Annotated in this window: 16 protein-coding genes; 12 read left to right on the forward strand and 4 right to left on the reverse strand. The window is 63.1% G+C overall.

The features are described from left to right. Nucleotides 1–51: 51 nt before the first annotated feature. The 6 genes from Q0799_RS06855 to Q0799_RS06880 are packed head-to-tail and all read left to right on the forward strand — an operon-like array spanning nt 52 to nt 6,509. Entirely contained in the window at nt 52–1,095 is a 1,044-nt protein-coding gene (locus Q0799_RS06855) for a rod shape-determining protein (RefSeq protein WP_028994038.1), read from the forward strand. Between the two features lie 33 nt (nt 1,096–1,128). Beyond that, nucleotides 1,129–2,043, forward strand: coding sequence for a rod shape-determining protein MreC (gene mreC, locus Q0799_RS06860; protein ID WP_298396132.1), 915 nt, complete (start codon nt 1,129–1,131; stop codon nt 2,041–2,043). Beyond that, entirely contained in the window at nt 2,043–2,564 is a 522-nt protein-coding gene (gene mreD, locus Q0799_RS06865) for a rod shape-determining protein MreD (RefSeq protein ID WP_298396465.1), read from the forward strand. The genes mreC and mreD overlap by 1 nt, the downstream gene beginning before the upstream one ends. 12 nt (nt 2,565–2,576) lie before the next feature. Then, nucleotides 2,577–4,508, forward strand: coding sequence for a penicillin-binding protein 2 (gene mrdA / locus Q0799_RS06870; RefSeq protein ID WP_298396135.1), 1,932 nt, complete (start codon nt 2,577–2,579; stop codon nt 4,506–4,508). After that, nucleotides 4,495–5,598, forward strand: a complete 1,104-nt coding sequence (gene rodA, locus Q0799_RS06875; protein WP_298396138.1) for a rod shape-determining protein RodA — start codon at nt 4,495–4,497, stop codon at nt 5,596–5,598. The genes mrdA and rodA overlap by 14 nt, the downstream gene beginning before the upstream one ends. Beyond that, nucleotides 5,595–6,509, forward strand: coding sequence for a septal ring lytic transglycosylase RlpA family protein (locus Q0799_RS06880; protein ID WP_298396140.1), 915 nt, complete (start codon nt 5,595–5,597; stop codon nt 6,507–6,509). The genes rodA and Q0799_RS06880 overlap by 4 nt, the downstream gene beginning before the upstream one ends. 6 nt (nt 6,510–6,515) lie before the next feature. Here Q0799_RS06880 and Q0799_RS06885 read toward each other — a convergent pair whose 3' ends face one another. Beyond that, nucleotides 6,516–7,418, reverse strand: coding sequence for a response regulator (locus tag Q0799_RS06885; protein WP_298396144.1), 903 nt, complete (start codon nt 7,416–7,418; stop codon nt 6,516–6,518). A gap of 125 nt (nt 7,419–7,543) precedes the next feature. Between Q0799_RS06885 and Q0799_RS06890 the strand changes: the two genes are divergently transcribed. The 3 genes from Q0799_RS06890 to Q0799_RS06900 are packed head-to-tail and all read left to right on the forward strand — an operon-like array spanning nt 7,544 to nt 9,905. Next, a complete protein-coding gene (locus Q0799_RS06890) occupies nt 7,544–8,551 on the forward strand; it encodes a peptidase U32 family protein (RefSeq protein ID WP_298396148.1) in 1,008 nt (335 codons plus the stop codon). A 2-nt stretch (nt 8,552–8,553) separates the two neighbouring features. Beyond that, the gene (locus Q0799_RS06895) at nt 8,554–9,456 is read left to right on the forward strand and encodes a U32 family peptidase (protein WP_298396151.1); all 903 of its coding nucleotides are present in this window, start codon (nt 8,554–8,556) and stop codon (nt 9,454–9,456) included. Continuing rightward, the gene (locus Q0799_RS06900) at nt 9,453–9,905 is read left to right on the forward strand and encodes an SCP2 sterol-binding domain-containing protein (RefSeq protein ID WP_298396154.1); all 453 of its coding nucleotides are present in this window, start codon (nt 9,453–9,455) and stop codon (nt 9,903–9,905) included. The genes Q0799_RS06895 and Q0799_RS06900 overlap by 4 nt, the downstream gene beginning before the upstream one ends. 39 nt (nt 9,906–9,944) lie before the next feature. Here the strand turns inward: Q0799_RS06900 and Q0799_RS06905 are convergent, their stop codons facing one another. From Q0799_RS06905 to Q0799_RS06915, 3 genes are all read right to left on the reverse strand, one after another. After that, complete coding sequence (locus tag Q0799_RS06905; protein ID WP_298396157.1) at nt 9,945–10,607, reverse strand: OmpA family protein; 663 nt, start codon at nt 10,605–10,607, stop codon at nt 9,945–9,947. Between the two features lie 152 nt (nt 10,608–10,759). Then, nucleotides 10,760–12,595: a class I poly(R)-hydroxyalkanoic acid synthase gene (gene phaC / locus Q0799_RS06910; protein WP_298396162.1), complete on the reverse strand. Its 1,836-nt coding sequence runs from the start codon at nt 12,593–12,595 to the stop codon at nt 10,760–10,762. Between the two features lie 16 nt (nt 12,596–12,611). Beyond that, the gene (locus tag Q0799_RS06915) at nt 12,612–13,652 is read right to left on the reverse strand and encodes an MBL fold metallo-hydrolase (protein WP_298396165.1); all 1,041 of its coding nucleotides are present in this window, start codon (nt 13,650–13,652) and stop codon (nt 12,612–12,614) included. 96 nt (nt 13,653–13,748) lie between these two features. On the opposite strand from Q0799_RS06915, the gene Q0799_RS06920 reads away from it, so the two are divergent. From Q0799_RS06920 to Q0799_RS06930, 3 genes are read left to right on the forward strand one after another with little or no spacing between them, the layout of a single operon-like run. After that, nucleotides 13,749–14,138, forward strand: coding sequence for a MerR family DNA-binding transcriptional regulator (locus Q0799_RS06920; protein WP_028994025.1), 390 nt, complete (start codon nt 13,749–13,751; stop codon nt 14,136–14,138). Nucleotides 14,139–14,191: 53 nt separating this feature from the next. Next, nucleotides 14,192–14,668 carry a PaaI family thioesterase gene (locus Q0799_RS06925; RefSeq protein ID WP_298396170.1) on the forward strand — a complete coding sequence of 159 codons (477 nt, stop codon included), beginning with the start codon at nt 14,192–14,194 and terminating at the stop codon, nt 14,666–14,668. Beyond that, complete coding sequence (locus Q0799_RS06930; protein ID WP_298396173.1) at nt 14,665–15,837, forward strand: isovaleryl-CoA dehydrogenase; 1,173 nt, start codon at nt 14,665–14,667, stop codon at nt 15,835–15,837. The genes Q0799_RS06925 and Q0799_RS06930 overlap by 4 nt, the downstream gene beginning before the upstream one ends. Nucleotides 15,838–15,869 lie beyond the last annotated feature (32 nt).

Consider the following 15,869-nt stretch of genomic DNA (forward strand, 5'->3'; position numbering starts at 1 on the left):
AAGGTATCATAAAAGCTTTACCTACCGCATCCCCCGCGCGGAGCTCAACAGATGTTCGGATTCCTCTCCAAGTATTTTTCCAACGACCTCGCCATCGACCTCGGCACGGCCAATACGCTGATTTACGTGCGTGGCCGCTCGATCGTCCTCGATGAGCCTTCGGTCGTTGCGATCCGCCTCGAAGGCGGCCCCAACGCCAAGAAAACCATCCAGGCCGTCGGCAAGGAGGCCAAGGAAATGCTTGGCAAGGCCCCCGGCAGCATCACCGTCATCCGGCCGATGAAGGATGGCGTGATCGCCGACTTCACCGTCACCGAGCAGATGCTCAAGCAGTTCATCAAGAAGGCGCACGATTCCAAGCTGTTCTCGCCGAGCCCGCGGATCATCATCTGCGTGCCGTCCGGCTCGACCCAGGTCGAACGCCGCGCGATCCGCGAATCGGCCCTCGGCGCCGGCGCCAGCCAGGTGTACCTGATCGAGGAACCGATGGCTGCCGCGATCGGTGCCGGCCTCCCGGTTTCCGACGCGACCGGCTCGATGGTCGTCGATATCGGCGGCGGCACCACCGAAGTCGGCGTCATCTCGCTCGGCGGCATGGTCTATGCCGGTTCGGTGCGCGTCGGCGGCGACAAGCTCGACGAGGCGATCATCAACTACATCAGCCGCAACTACGGCATGATGATCGGCGAGAACACCGCCGAAAACATCAAGAAGACCATCGGCTCGGCCTTCCCCGGTGCCGAAGTCAAGGAAATGGAAGTCTCCGGCATCAACAAGGCCGAAGGCATCCCGCGCAAGTTCACGATCTCGTCGAACGAAATCCTCGAAGCGCTGACCGACCCGCTCAACCAGATCATTTCCGCCGTCAAGTCGGCCCTGGAAAAGACGCCGCCGGAACTCGGTGCCGACATCGCGGAGAAGGGCATGGTCCTGACCGGCGGTGGCGCCCTGTTGCGCGACCTCGACCGCCTGCTGATGGAAGAAACCGGCCTGCCGGTGATCGTCGCCGACGAACCGCTGACCTGCGTCGCCCGCGGTTGCGGCATGGCGCTGGAAAAGATGGACAAGCTGGGCAGCATCTTTGCCTCGGATTAACGCGTCGACCGCAACATTGCAGGATTGATCGCGATGGCCGGCACCGACCACGCTCCACCGCCTTTCTTCAAGCGAGGGCCAGCACCGCTGGCCCTTCTGACTTTCTATGTCGCCATCTCGCTGGCGCTGTTCGTCGTCGACCTGCGACTGAAAAGCCTCGACCTGCTGCGCCAGAGCATCGCCCTGGTCACCGACCCGATCCAGCGTATCGCCCAGACACCGGGCAGTCTGGTCGACAACGCGCTCGGCTACCTGCGCGGGCTGGACGACCTGCTTGAAGAAAATGCCAGCCTCAAGCAGACGCAATTGCAGACCGCGCCGAACCTGCAGCGCCTGGAACACCTGGAAAGCGAGAACGAGCGCCTGCGCAAGCTGCTGGCGGTCAAGGAGCGGGAAAAAGCCAAGGGCGAAGTGGCCCGGATCATGTACACGGCCCGCGATCCCTTCTCGCACAAGATCATCGTGGACAAGGGCCAGCAATCCGGCATCGTTGCCGGCCAGCCGGCCATCGATGAATCCGGCGTGGTCGGCCAGGTAACCCGAACCTTCCCGTTCTCGTCGGAAATCACCCTGATCACCGACAAGGATCAGACGGTGCCCGTCCAGGTCGTCCGCAGCGGTCAGCGCTCGGTGGTCTTCGGCCTGGGCAAAGGTCAACTCGAATTGCGCTACATTCCGGCCAACGCCGACATCCAGGAAGGCGACCTGCTCGTCACCTCGGGACTCGACGGCGTCTACCTGCCCGGTTTTCCGGTTGCCCGCGTGGTCAGCATCGAAAGGGAACACTCCTACGCCTTCGCCCGCATCCTGTGCGCCCCCGTTGCCGCCGTCGAGAACTTCGGCGAAGTCCTGGTCCTGTCGCCGCGCCAGGCACAGGCGCCGCGCCCGCCGGAAGCCTCGGGACGCATCGGCAACACCGGGGCGCCGGTCAAGTCCGGAGATAAATGATGCAGCCAACGTTCTCCTCATCGCGCATCCTGCTGCCGGTCCGGCCCTGGTTCATCGTTTTCAGCCTGCTCGCAGCCCTCTTGCTGAATTTCCTGCCGACCGCCCACTGGCCCGGCATTCCCGACTGGGTGGCACTGGTGCTGTGCTTCTGGAGCATCCGCGAGCCCCGTCGGGTCGGCATGGGCTGGGCTTTCGTCCTCGGCCTGATGATGGATGTCGCCGATGGCGCCGCGCTCGGCCAGCATTGCCTGGCTTACGTCCTGCTGGCCTATATCGCCGCCAGCCAGTCCCGGCGCATCCTGTGGTTTCCGCTGGCCCAGCAGGCCCTGCAGGTGTTGCCCATGCTGCTGGCCAGCCAGTTCATCCAGCTCGCCATGCGCATGCTGGCCGGCGCCGACTTCCCCGGCTGGGGTTTCCTGATCGGTCCGCTGATCGCCACCTTCCTGTGGATTCCCGCCACCTTCCTGCTGCTGCTGCCGCAATACCAGCCAGTCGAGCGGGACGAAAACCGTCCGCTCTGACCGCCGTCGGCAATGAACGACTTCCATCACAGCGAACAGGACTCGGATCGCTTCCGCAACCGCCTCGTCATCGCCGGCAGCTTCGTCCTGCTATGTTTTGCCCTGCTCTTCGGACGCTTTTTCTATCTGCAGGTGCTGCAGCACGAGTATTACGCGACGCGTGCCGAAAGCAATCGCATCTCGCTGGTGCCGGTGATGCCCAACCGCGGCAATATCGAGGATCGCAACGGCGTCATTCTGGCGCGCAATTATTCGGCATTCACGCTCGAAATCACCCCGTCGAAAACCCTGGGCCTCGAAGAGACCATCGACCAGCTGGGCGAGATCGTCGAAATCCAGCTCAAGGACAGGCGGCGCTTCAAACGCCTGCTTGAGGAGTCGAAAAACTTCGAATCCATTCCCATCCGTACCCGCCTGACCGACGAGGAAGTCGCCCGCTTTGCCGCCCATCGCTATCGCTTCCCCGGCGTCGAGGTCAAGGCCAGGCTGTTCCGCCAGTATCCGGAAAACTCGCTGGCCGCGCATGCGATCGGCTACATCAGCCGGATCAACGCCAAGGACAAGGAGATGATCGAGGCCAGCGGGCATGACGCGAACTACAAGGGCACCGAGCATATCGGCAAGATCGGCCTGGAAGCCCATTACGAATTCGAACTGCACGGCACCGCCGGTTACGAACAGGTCGAGGTCGATGCCGGCGGGCGCGCCGTGCGCGTCCTCTCGCAAACGCCGCCGACCCCCGGCAACAACCTGAAACTGACGCTGGATGCCGAGTTGCAGCGGGTCGCCGAGCAGGCTTTCGGCGGCCGCCGCGGTTCGCTGGCTGCCATCGATCCGAGCAACGGCGCGGTTCTCGCCCTCGTCTCCTCGCCCGCCTTCGACCCCAACCTGTTTGTCGACGGCATCCGCTTCGACGATTGGGATGAACTGAACAATCATCCGGACAAACCCCTGCTCAACCGCGCCATCTACAGCACCTACCCGCCGGGTTCGACCTTCAAGCCGCTGATGGCGCTGGGCGCGCTGACCACGGGCAAGCGCACCCCCGGCCAGGCCATCGCCGACCCCGGCTTCTTCAACTTCGGCAACCGCCGCTTCATGGACGACAAGGTCGGCGGTCACGGCATGGTCGACATGCACAAGTCCATCGTCGTCTCGTGCAACACCTATTACTACGTCCTCGCCAACGACATGGGCATCGACAACATCGCCCGCTTCATGGGCGACCTCGGTCTCGGCCGGCGGACGGAAATCGACATTCCGGGCGAAGCGACCGGCATCCTCCCCTCGCCCGAATGGAAGCAGCGACGCTTCAAGAAACGCGAACAACAGAAATGGTATCCGGGCGAGACCATTTCCATCGGCATCGGCCAGGGTTACAACGCCTATTCGACCCTGCACATGGCCCATGCCCTGGCCAATGTGCTCAATTACGGCCAGGTCTTCCGGCCGCATCTGGTCCATTCGATCACCAATCCGACGACCGGCGAGGTACGCATGGTCGAACCGCAGCCGATTCGCCAGATCGCGCTCAAGCGCGAGCATGTCGAGGTCGTCAAGCGCGGCATGGCCGGGGTCGTCAAGGAGGGCACCGGTGCCCGCGTCTTTGCCGGCGCCGCCTACGAATCCGGCGGCAAGACCGGGACGGCCCAGGTATTCAGCCTGAAGAGCGGCCAGAAATATGTCGCCGGCCAGGTCCGCGAACGCCTGCGCGACCACTCCTGGTACGTCGCCTTCGCTCCGGTGGACGATCCCAAGATCGTCGTCGCCGTGATGGTCGAAAACGGCGGTTTCGGTGCCCAGTCGGCGGCACCGATCGCCCGCCAGTTGTTCGACTACCACCTGACCGGAAAGCGGCCGGGCGGCCCGGCGCCTGAAGTCGACAGTCCGGACGAAGAGGAAACCCACGAACTGATCCAGGAGGGCACCGATGAAGCTGATTAAGCGCATCATCCAGAATATCTTTGCCCACCTCGACATGCCGCTCTTCCTGATCGTCATGGCATTGATGGGTATCGGCCTGATGACCATCTATTCGGCAACATCGAGCGACGGTTTCTGGAAGCTGGACAAGCAACTGATCAACATCGCCGCCTCTACGGCCGTCATGCTGCTGGTAGCCCGGACGCCGCCCCAGACGCTGATGCGCTTTGCCGTTCCGCTTTACGTAATCGGTGTCGTACTGCTGCTCGGGGTCGCGCTGTTCGGCATCGTGGTGAATGGCTCGCGCCGCTGGATTTCGCTCGGCCTGATGCGTATCCAGCCATCCGAGATCATGAAGATCGCCATGCCGCTGATGCTGGCCTGGTACTTCCACAAGCACGAATCGATGCTGAGGGCCCGGCATTTCGCCATTGCCACCGCCATCCTGCTCGTCCCCATCATCTTCGTGCTCAAGCAACCCGACCTCGGCACCTCGCTGCTGATCGGCGCAGGCGGCTTCTTCGTCATCTTCTTCGCCGGTCTGCCGTGGAAGATCATGCTCGGCCTGGGTGCCGCTGCCGGCGCCGCCATGCCCTTTGCCTGGAACATGCTGCACGACTACCAGCGACGTCGCGTGCTGACCTTGCTCGACCCAACCTCGGACCCGCTTGGCGCCGGTTATCACATCATCCAGTCGACGATCGCCATCGGCTCGGGCGGCGGGTTGGGCAAAGGTTATCTCAACGGCACCCAGACCCACCTGGAATTCATCCCGGAAAAACACACCGATTTCATCTTCGCCGTTTTTTCCGAGGAATGGGGGCTGCTCGGCAACGGCATCCTACTGATCCTGTTCACGCTGCTGATCGGCCGCGGGCTGATGATCGCCGCCGCTGCGCCGACCATGTTCTCGCGCCTGCTGGCTGCCGCCCTGACCCTGGTCTTCTTCATCTACGCCTTCGTCAACATGGGCATGGTCTCGGGTATCCTGCCGGTGGTCGGCGTTCCGCTGCCCTTCATCAGCTATGGCGGCACGGCACTGCTGACCCTGATGCTGGGCGTCGGCATCCTGATGAGCATCCATACCCACCGCATGCTGGTAAAGAAATGACCGCTTCCCTTCGCCTGCTGGCCCCCCTGACTTTCACCCTGTTGCTGGCCGCCTGCGGCAGCCAGCCGGAGCGGCCGGCAAGCGGCACGCCGACTGCCGGCACCAGCCGCCCGGCAGCCCCGCCCCCGGTTGCCACCCCGCGCGGCGGCGGTTATTACAAGGATGACGGCCCGGCCAGCGAGATCCCGGATAACCTGGACCAGATCCCCGACGCCGTGCCGCGCTGGGAACCGCTGCACCGGCCTGCGCTGCGGCCGTATGAAGTATTCGGCAAACGCTACGAACCGAACACCTCGGTCCGCCCGTACAAGGCCCGCGGTCTGGCCAGCTGGTACGGCAAGAAGTTCCACGGCCAGAAGACCTCGATCGGCGAACCCTACGACATGTTCGCCATGACCGCCGCCCACCCGACGCTGGCCCTGCCTTCGTACGTCCGCGTCACCAACCTGCGCAACGGACGCTCGGTCGTCGTTCGCGTCATCGATCGCGGCCCCTTCCACGCCGGACGCATCATCGACCTCTCCTACACCGCCGCGCACAAGCTGGACATCGTCCGCAACGGCAGCGCCGAGGTTGAAGTCGAGGCTATCGTCCCGACCGGCAGCAGCACCAGCTATGCCCAGGTAGCACCGCCGCCGCAGCCGGCAGTGGCTCAACCTGTGGTGGAAAACACCCTGCCGGCAGGGGTTTACCTGCAGCTCGGCGCCTTCGCCAACGCCGACAATGCCGACAACCTGAAGCGCCACCTGGTCGGCGAACTCGACTGGGTCAGGGAAGAAATGCACATCGTCCGGGCCAATGGCCTGCACCGTCTGCAGCTTGGCCCCTATGCCACGCGCCCGGCGGCCGAAAACGTCGCCGAACGCATCCGCAACGCCCTCGGCTACAAGCCGACCGTCGTCCTGCGCTGAGAAATATCAGGGCCGCGGCGACAGACTGACGCTGGCCGTCACGACGTTGCCGCGGCCTTCATATTCAAGGCTAGAAAAACTGGTCAGCCGGGCCATGGCGATGCCGCGCCCGTTCGGGTCGAACGCCCGCTCGGGATCGAAATCGAGGAATTTTCGCCAGTCGAAGCCCTCGCCCTCATCGGTGATGCGGAAACTGATCGCCTCGCTGTTGCGGGTCACCCGAATCGTCGCCCGCCGACCGCTGAACGGCGCGATATTGAGCCGGCGGCGGATTTCCGCCTCCCAGTCGCCATCCCATTTGAGCAGCGACTTCTCCCGGTAGGTGATGCCCAGGTTGCCATGCTCGACGGCATTGAGCATCAGGTCCGAGAGGCCCGGTGCCACGCGGTCCGGATCCGGGCACAGGGCGGCCAGGACCGGGACCAGACAGGAGACTTCCTCCAGCGTGGCAAAACCGTACTCGGCACCGAGCAGCAGCTTCTGCGCTTCCTCCAGACGGGCCGCCCGGGTACGCAACGAAGCCCGGGCCCGGCGATCGTCGAGCGCGGCACGGACGATGGAAATCAGCGCTTCCGGCGCATACGGTTTGGTCAGGTAGTAGTAGGCGCCGGCCTCCAGCCCCTCGCGCACCTGTTCCGGTGCCGACGCTGCCGTCTGCATGATCACCGGCACATCCTCGAAGCGGCGGTCGGCCTTGATTCGCCGCAACAGTTCCATCCCGTCCATGCCGGGCATCATCCGGTCGAGCACCACCAGCGAAAAATCGCTGTTCGGCTCGGCCAGTCGCTGCCAGGCCTGCAAGGGATCGCTGAACAATTCCAGCGCCAGTTTTTCCTGCTCGAGGAAATCCTCGATCAGCATCAGGTTGATGGCTTCATCGTCGACTACGAGGACATGATTCTGGGACATGGATGCTGAATGCCGGTACGGGAATGTTGCCGGAATCCTAGCACGAGCCGGGGTTTTGATGAGGATCAATGGCTGCCCCGACGCACTGGCTATACTTTCCCCCTTCTCCGGAATGAATGTTTCTCATGCCCACTTTGCCCGATCTCGTTTGCCCCGCCGGTAGCCTGCCGGCGCTCAAGGCAGCCGTGGATAATGGCGCCGACGCCGTCTATCTCGGATTCAAGAACGATACCAATGCGCGTAATTTCGCCGGCCTGAACTTCGACCAGAAAGGCATGAGCGAAGGTATCCGCTACGCCCATGGCAAAGGTCGCGAGGTCCTGCTGGCGATCAACACCTTTCCGCAGGCCGGGCGTACCGACGACTGGCGCAAGGCGGTCGACGCCGCGGTCGACCTGGGCGTGGACGCGATCATCCTGGCCGACGTCGGCCTGCTCGATTACGCCACCCGCCGTCATCCGCAACAGCGCCTGCACCTCTCGGTCCAGGGCTCGGCGACCAGCTACGAGGCGATCAATTTCTGCCAGCGGGAATTCAACATCCGCCGCGCCGTCCTGCCGCGCGTGCTGACGCTGGCCCAGGTCGAACACGTGATCCGGAACACCAGCGTCGAGATCGAGGTCTTTGGTTTCGGCAGCCTGTGCGTCATGAACGAGGGTCGCTGCTGGCTGTCGTCGTACGCCTGCGGCGAGTCGCCGAATACCGTCGGCGCCTGCTCGCCGGCCAAGTACGTCAAATGGGACAAGCAGCCCGGCGCCATGGAAACCCGGCTCAACGGCATCCTCATCGACCGCTTCGGCGACGACGAACCGGCCGGTTATCCGACGCTTTGCAAGGGCCGCTTCGACGTCCAGGGCGAAACCTATTACGCGCTCGAGGAGCCGACCAGCCTCAACGTCCTCTCCATCCTGCCCGACATCCTCAAGATCGGCGTGCGCGCGATCAAGATCGAAGGCCGGCAGCGCAGCCCGACCTACGTCACCCAGGTAACCCGAACCCTGCGCGCCGCACTCGATGCGCTGCGCGAAGGCGACGCGCGCTACCACGTCAAACCGGCCTGGCAGAGCGAACTGGCCAAGGTTTCCGAAGGCAGCCAGGCGACGCTTGGCGCCTATAACCGGCCGTGGAGGTAAGCATGAAACTGTCGCTCGGCCCCCTGCTCTACTTCTGGCCCAAGGCCGAAGTCATGGCCTTTTACGCGGGAATGGCCGAAAACCCGGCCCTCGACATCATCCATGTCGGCGAAGTCGTCTGCTCGCGGCGCCAGCAATTGCGCACCAGCGACTGGATTGGCCTGGCCCGCGACCTGACCGACGCCGGCAAAGAAGTCATCGTTTCGGCGCAGGCCCTGCTCGAATCGGAAAGCGACCTTAAGGCCCTGCGCCGCCTGGTCGACGACGCCGGTTGCAAGGTCGAGGCCAACGACCTCGGCGCGGTCAATCTGGTTTGCGGCAAGCCCTTTGTCGCCGGGCCGCACCTGAACATCTACAACGAGGAAACGCTGGCCACCTTCGCGCGCTACGGCATGTGCCGCTGGGTACCGCCGCTGGAAGCCTCACGCCAGATGATCGAGCACCTGCATCGTTACCGGCCGGCTGGCGTCGAGACTGAGGTCTTCGCCTTCGGCAAACTGCCGCTGGCCTTTTCCGCACGCTGCTTCACCGCCCGTCATTACGACCTGAACAAGGACGACTGCCAGTTCAAGTGCCTCGACCATGAAGAAGGCCTGACCCTGCGCACCCGCGAAGGCCAGGATTTCCTGACCATCAACGGAATCCAGACGATGTCGGCGCAGACCTACAGCCTGCTCGGCGAGATGCCGGCACTGCGCGCGATCGGTATCGACATCGTCCGCCTCAGCCCGCAGAAGAAGCACATGACCGAAATCATCGCCGCCTTTGCCGCCGCCGGAACCGGACAGGCCACCGCCCCCGACACCTCGGCCTGGAGCGAAAGCGGCCTGGTCAACGGCTACTGGCACGGCGACGCCGGTATTGCGGTACATTCCGCCAACGAACTTCCCGGAGTCATCGCATGAGCCCGAACTTCGTCATTCCCCGCTTCCGCCTGCCCGCCTTCATCGCCCGCGTCGGCCACAAGCTGCCGCAATGGCCGCACACGCTGGCCCTGGTCGGCGCACTGAACGCCGCCCTCAAGCTCAGGCTGCTGCCGGAGAGTGAACTGAAAGCACTGGAAGACAAGCTGTTCCGCGTCCGCGTCCTCGATACCGGCGGTGAAGCCAGCTATACCTTCCGCAACGGTCTGTTCCGCCCGGTGTTCCAGGCCCAGCGCGAACCCGACCTGGCCTTTGCCGCCAACCTGTCGGCCTACCTGCAACTGCTCGCCCGCCAGGAAGATCCAGATACCCTGTTCTTCAACCGCGAACTGGAAATTACCGGTGACACCGAGCTGGGCTTGATCGTCAAGAACATGCTCGATGCCGTCGAATGGCCGGCCCTACCGCAACTGCCTCTGCCCGGACGTTAAAAAGCCCGCACTCGGCGGGCTGGATGGGGTGAGGCCGAATCAGTTGGCGCTGGTTTCGGCGATGAAAATCTCGACCCGGCGGTTCATCGCCCGGCCTTCGGCCGTCGCGTTATCGGCAATCGGCTCACGCGAACCGCGACCATCGATGGCAATCCGCGACGATGCCACACCGCGCGGCACCAGATAATCGCGCACGGCGGCCGCGCGATTCACCGACAGCGGGTTATTGACCGCATCGGACCCGACGCTGTCGGTATGGCCGACAACGGTCACCCGGGTCACCGGATGCTGGGTCAGCCCCTGCGCCAGTTTATCGAGCACCGGACGCAAGGACGGTTTGATGTCGTAGCGACCGGAATCAAAGGAAACATCGCTGGGGATTTCCAGCTTCAGGCGATTGTCGGCCGTCTGCGTCACGTCGATACCGGTGCCCGCGGTCGCCTGCTCCATCGCCGCTTTCTGCTCCTGCATCCGTTTCGACCACAGATAACCGCCGCCGGCGCCGATGGCCGCGCCCGCTGCCGCACCGATGGCCGCCCCCTTGCCGCGATCAGACTTGCTGGCCGTGGCTGCGCCGATGACCGCGCCGGCAACCGCACCAATCGCCGCACCGGTTCCGGTGTGACGCTGGGTTTCATCCATGTTGGCGCAGCCCGTGAGCACCAGAGTGGCTGCACTGAACATCAGAATCGTGTTTTTCATTTTCTCTCTCCTTGCTTGTTCGACGAGTACCGAATCAGGTTAGCACGCGCTACGGAAAGCCACGCCGGAGATATGTAACAAATGGCAAACGCCTTTTCACAATGAAAAAAGGGAGGGCCGCAGCCCTCCCCATGATCTCGGCAGAAAACCGGTCAGTCCTTCTTCTGGGCGTCCAGACGGAACTTGACGTAGCTGCCTGGCGCCGGTTCGATGACCTTGAGCGTGCCGGCTTCCGGCTGACGGGCCGGCACCTTGGCCGAACCACCCGGCAGGCTGGTCACCCACTCATGCCAGTGCGTCCACCACGAACCGGCATTCTGGGTGGCGCCGGCCAGGAACTCTTCCGGGCTTTCCGGCAGGTTGCCGTCGGTGGCATCGTTGGTCCAGTAGCCGTACTTGTTGGCTGCCGGCGGATTGACGATGCCGGCGATGTGGCCGGAGCCGCCGAGCACGAACTTGGTCTTGCCGGAAGGCAGACGGGCGCCCATGTAGGTGCTCTTCCACGGCGCGATGTGGTCTTCGATCGTGGAGATGAAGTAGCACGGGGTCTTGACCTTGGAGATGTCGATCTTGACGCCGCCCAGCGTGATGCCACCGGGTTCCTTGAGCAGGTTGGCCAAATACATGTTGCGCAGGTAGAAACTGTGCATCGCTGCCGGCATACGCGTCGAGTCCGAGTTCCAGTACAGCAGGTCGAACGGGAACGGATCCTTGCCCATCAGGTAGTTATTGACCACGAACGACCAGATCAGGTCGTTGGCGCGCAGCATGTTGAAGGTGCCGGCCATTTCCGAACCTTCGAGGAAGCCGCGTTCGGCCATCTTCTTTTCCAGCCCGGCGACCGCGCCTTCATCGAGGAAGACACCGAGTTCGCCCGGCTCGGAGAAGTCGAGCATGGTCGTGAAGAAGGTGGCCGAGTTGGCGCGCTTGTCCTTCTTGGCGGTCATGTAGGCCAGCGTGGTCATGGTCAGCGTACCGCCCAGGCAGTAGCCGGCCAGGTTGACGCTGTCTTCGCCGGTGTGGGCGCAGACCTGGTTGATGGCTTCCAGCGAACCTTCGAGCAGGTAGTTCTCGAAGGACTTCTGTGCCAGCTTCTCGTCCGGGTTGACCCAGGACATGATGAAGGTGGTGTGGCCCTGGCTGGTCGCCCAGTTGACCATGGAGTTCTTCTCGCGCAGGTCGAGGATGTAGTACTTGTTGATCCACGGGGGCACGATCAGGAAGGGCTTCTTGTACTGATCCGGGGTCTTCGGATCGTACTGGATCAGCTGGAACAGTTCGTTCTGGAAGACCACCTTGCCCGGCGTCGTGGCAACGTTCTTGCCCATTTCGAAAGCCGAGGTGTCGGTCATCCGGATGCGCAGCTGACCGTCGCCGGCCTCGACGTCGTGCAGCAGGTTGTTCAGGCCCTTGATCAGGTTCTGACCGTGACTCTTGACCGTTTCGCGGAAGACTTCCGGGTTGGTCAGCGCGAAGTTCGACGGCGACAGCGCGTCGATGTACTGGCGGGTGAAGAAATTCACCTTCTGCTGGGTCGCTTCGTCCAGACCGTCGGTATCGGCCACCGTGTCATGGATGTGACGGGCGGCGATGAGGTAGGACTGCTTCATGAAGTCGAACAGGAAATGCTGTTCCCATTCCTCGTCCTTGAAGCGGTTGTCGCCCTTTTTCGGCTCGGCAACCGGCGCGGCGCCCGGCATGCCCATCATCTTCATCATGGAACCCTGCCACAGCGAGAAGTAGTCCCACATCATGTTCATCTGGGTCTGCGCCAGCTTGTACGGGTTGGCCATCAGCCGCGCCGACAGGTCCATGAAGGCCTTGGCCACGCCGAGTTCGTCGGCCGGTGCCTCGACGCCGTCCTTGGCCTTCTTTTCCATGTACTGGGTGATGATGCGCGAGGCGCGCTGTGCCACCTCGGCATAGGTCTTGGCCATTTCGGCCGGGTTGGGCAGGTTCAGGCCCTGGTCTTCGGTTTGCTGCGACATCTTGAAACTCCCTCTGTCAGTGCGCGGCGGGTTGGTGCTGCAACCGCGAATAGCGAATCACCCCGTCGGCGTCGATGCTACGCGACAGCCGACCGGCTTGTTCCAGATAGTTCAGGTGGGCAATTGCTTCGCCCATCGCGAACATCGTTTGGTGTGTATCGAGCACCCGACCAAACAACACGTCGAGCAACCCGGCTGCGCTCTGCGGCGCGTGTTCACAGCTGTTCTCAAGCGCATGCAATCGTTCTTCGTGGTGCGCATGCAATGCACCCACCCGCGCCTGCACCCCGGTGAAGGGCAGGCCGTGTGATGGTAAAACCAGGGTTTGCGGCAGAACTTCCTCAGCCATCCGGTCCAGCGACGCCAGATACCAACGCAGGGCGTCGGCGTCCGGCGTCGCCGCAAAAACGCTGATGTTGGTGGAAATTCTTGGCAACAACATGTCTCCGGAAATTAACACGCCGAGTTCGGCACAGTAAAGCGCCAGATGCTCCGGCGCATGACCATAACCGATGATTGTTTTCCAGGTGTGACAGCCAATCCGGATCGCATCGCCGGACTTGATCCGCCGATAGTGTTCCGGCAAGCCGGGCACCGCCTTGCGATAACCCGAACCGCGCTTCTCGAAACGGGCCAGATGCTCGCCGTCGAGCCCGTGCTGGCGGAACTGTTCGACCATGAAACGCGCGCCGTGGCCACCGACTTCGTTCCACACGACATGGGCGGTCAGAAACTCGCCGGCGGTCATCCACAGCTCGGCACCGGTCTCGGCCAGCAGCCAGGTCGCCAGTCCGAGGTGATCGGGATGGAAGTGGGTAACGATCAGGCGTGTCACCGGCCCGTCGAGTCGGTCGAGGATGGCGCGCCAGGCTTCGCGCACGGCATCGTCGGGGAAACCGGTATCGACGATGGTCCAGCCGGCGCCGTCGCGCATCAGCCACAGGTTGATGTGATCGAGCTGAAACGGGAGCGGCATGCGCAGCCAGAAAATGCCGGGCGCGACTTCGCGCACTTCCCCGGCGGCGGGAATCTCTGTGAAGGGATAATCGAGGGACATGCTGTTCCGTTTCGTTTTTTGTACAAGTTACCATACGGTAGCGGATTGAAAAAAGCCCCGTCATCTGCTTAACTTCGCGGCAATCTTGGAGACATCATGAGCCAGCCGGCCACTTTCAGCATTTCCGACCTTGCCCGGGAATTCGCCATCACCCCGCGCACCATCCGCTTCTGGGAAGACCAGGGCATCCTCGCCCCGCAGCGCGAGGGCCAGAAACGCATTTTCACCCGCCGCGACCGCGCCCGCCTGAAAATGGCCCTGCGCGGCAAGCGCCTGGGCCTAAGCCTGGCCGAGATCAAGGACCTGATCGGCATGTACAACTCGACCGAGGACGAGACGCCGCAACTGATGGAATGCCTGCGCGTCATGTCCAAGCGGCGGGAAGCCCTGGAACAGCAGCGCGAGGACATCGAAGCGATGCTCGCCGAAATCGGCCAGTTCGAGCAGCAGTGTGAAAAGGAACTGACGCGCAGGAAAAACGCGTGATTTTTTTTGCCGATTGGTTTACGTTAACGTCAACGTAAGATAAATCGACTGCCATGCACAAGCCCACCGATCCCGATTTCGCTGCCCGCGTCCTCGCCAGTTTCCAGCGCCAGAGCGCGATGGCGCTGATCCGCGCGGCGCTGCCGCGGATCGAATACGGCATCACGGAAATCCACGTGCCGCACTGGGACGGGATCGAACAGCAGCACGGCTACGTGCACGGCGGTGTCGTCGGCATGATTGCCGATTCGGCCGCCGGCTACGCGGCGATGACCACGGTACCGGCCAGCGCCTCGGTGCTGACCGTCGAATACAAGATGAACCTGCTCGCCCCGGCCGACGGTGAAAAACTGATCGCCCGCGGCCAGGTCGTCCGTGCCGGCCGCACGCTGATCGTTACCCAGGCCGAAGTCTTCGCCGTCAAGGACGGTAAAGAAACCCTGTGTGCGCTGATGCAGCAGACGATCATGGCGATGCACGGAAAAGCGGACAGCAAGACAACCAACAACAAACCGGAGACAAACCAATGAACATTCCCAGCCTCGACTTCGCCCTTGGCGAAGACATCAACCTGCTGCGCGACGCCGTCAAGGCGTTTGCTGACGCCGAGATCGCGCCGCGCGCCGCCGAGATCGACCGCGTCAACGAATTCCCCGCCGACCTGTGGCGGAAATTCGGCGACATGGGCCTGCTCGGCATGACCGCCGGCGAGGAGTACGGCGGCACCAACATGGGCTACCTGGCGCACATCGTCGCGCTCGAGGAAATCTCGCGCGCCTCGGCCTCGGTCGGCCTGTCCTACGGCGCCCACTCGAACCTGTGCGTCAACCAGATCCGTCGCAACGGCAGCGAAGCGCAGAAGCAGAAATACCTGCCCAAGCTGATTTCCGGCGAACACGTCGGCGCGCTGGCGATGTCCGAGCCGAATGCCGGCTCCGACGTCGTCTCGATGAAACTGCGCGCCGAGAAGAAGGGCGACCGCTACGTGCTCAACGGCGCCAAGATGTGGATCACCAACGGCGGCGACGCCGATACCCTGGTGGTCTACGCGAAGACCGATCCGGAGGCCGGTGCCAAGGGCATGACCGCCTTCATCGTCGAGAAGGGCATGAAGGGTTTCAGCCACGGCACCCATCTCGACAAGCTGGGCATGCGCGGTTCCAACACCTTCCCGCTGTTCTTCGATGACTGTGAAGTGCCGGAAGAAAACGTGCTCGGCGGCGTCGGCAACGGCACCAAGGTACTGATGTCCGGTCTCGACTACGAGCGCGCCGTGCTTTGCGGCGGGCCGCTCGGCATCATGGCCGCCTGCATGGACGTGGTCGTGCCCTACCTGCACGAACGCAAGCAGTTCGGCCAGCCGATCGGCGATTTCCAGTTGATGCAGGGCAAGGTTGCCGACATGTACTCGACTTGGCAAGCCACCCGCGCCTATGTTTATGCCGTCGGCCGCGCCTGCGACAGCAGCGATCATTCGCGCACGCTGCGCAAGGACGCCGCCGGCGCCATCCTCTACTCCGCCGAAAAGGCGACCTGGATGGCCGGCGAGGCAATCCAGACGCTGGGCGGTGTCGGCTACACCAATGAGTACCCGACCGGCCGCCTGTGGCGCGATGCGAAACTCTACGAGATCGGTGCCGGCACTTCGGAAATCCGCCGCATGCTGATTGGTCGCGAACTGATGGCGGAGACACGCTGAATTCATAATTACCGGCACAGGTAGAATGCGCG

Source organism: uncultured Azonexus sp. (genome assembly GCF_937982035.1).
Classification (GTDB): domain Bacteria; phylum Pseudomonadota; class Gammaproteobacteria; order Burkholderiales; family Rhodocyclaceae; genus Azonexus.

What these genes read in the sequence shown, in the direction of transcription:
- Q0799_RS06930 (WP_298396173.1), top strand. Translation starts at nt 14,665, where the DNA reads ATGAACATTCCCAGCCTCGACTTCGCCCTTGGCGAAGACATCAACCTG.
- mreD (WP_298396465.1), top strand. Translation starts at nt 2,043, where the DNA reads ATGCAGCCAACGTTCTCCTCATCGCGCATCCTGCTGCCGGTCCGGCCC.
- Q0799_RS06895 (WP_298396151.1), top strand. Translation starts at nt 8,554, where the DNA reads ATGAAACTGTCGCTCGGCCCCCTGCTCTACTTCTGGCCCAAGGCCGAA.
- Q0799_RS06900 (WP_298396154.1), top strand. Translation starts at nt 9,453, where the DNA reads ATGAGCCCGAACTTCGTCATTCCCCGCTTCCGCCTGCCCGCCTTCATC.
- Q0799_RS06890 (WP_298396148.1), top strand. Translation starts at nt 7,544, where the DNA reads ATGCCCACTTTGCCCGATCTCGTTTGCCCCGCCGGTAGCCTGCCGGCG.
- Q0799_RS06885 (WP_298396144.1), bottom strand. Translation starts at nt 7,418, where the DNA reads ATGTCCCAGAATCATGTCCTCGTAGTCGACGATGAAGCCATCAACCTG.
- Q0799_RS06925 (WP_298396170.1), top strand. Translation starts at nt 14,192, where the DNA reads ATGCACAAGCCCACCGATCCCGATTTCGCTGCCCGCGTCCTCGCCAGT.
- Q0799_RS06880 (WP_298396140.1), top strand. Translation starts at nt 5,595, where the DNA reads ATGACCGCTTCCCTTCGCCTGCTGGCCCCCCTGACTTTCACCCTGTTG.
- mrdA (WP_298396135.1), top strand. Translation starts at nt 2,577, where the DNA reads ATGAACGACTTCCATCACAGCGAACAGGACTCGGATCGCTTCCGCAAC.
- phaC (WP_298396162.1), bottom strand. Translation starts at nt 12,595, where the DNA reads ATGTCGCAGCAAACCGAAGACCAGGGCCTGAACCTGCCCAACCCGGCC.
- Q0799_RS06905 (WP_298396157.1), bottom strand. Translation starts at nt 10,607, where the DNA reads ATGAAAAACACGATTCTGATGTTCAGTGCAGCCACTCTGGTGCTCACG.
- Q0799_RS06920 (WP_028994025.1), top strand. Translation starts at nt 13,749, where the DNA reads ATGAGCCAGCCGGCCACTTTCAGCATTTCCGACCTTGCCCGGGAATTC.
- mreC (WP_298396132.1), top strand. Translation starts at nt 1,129, where the DNA reads ATGGCCGGCACCGACCACGCTCCACCGCCTTTCTTCAAGCGAGGGCCA.
- Q0799_RS06915 (WP_298396165.1), bottom strand. Translation starts at nt 13,652, where the DNA reads ATGTCCCTCGATTATCCCTTCACAGAGATTCCCGCCGCCGGGGAAGTG.
- rodA (WP_298396138.1), top strand. Translation starts at nt 4,495, where the DNA reads ATGAAGCTGATTAAGCGCATCATCCAGAATATCTTTGCCCACCTCGAC.
- Q0799_RS06855 (WP_028994038.1), top strand. Translation starts at nt 52, where the DNA reads ATGTTCGGATTCCTCTCCAAGTATTTTTCCAACGACCTCGCCATCGAC.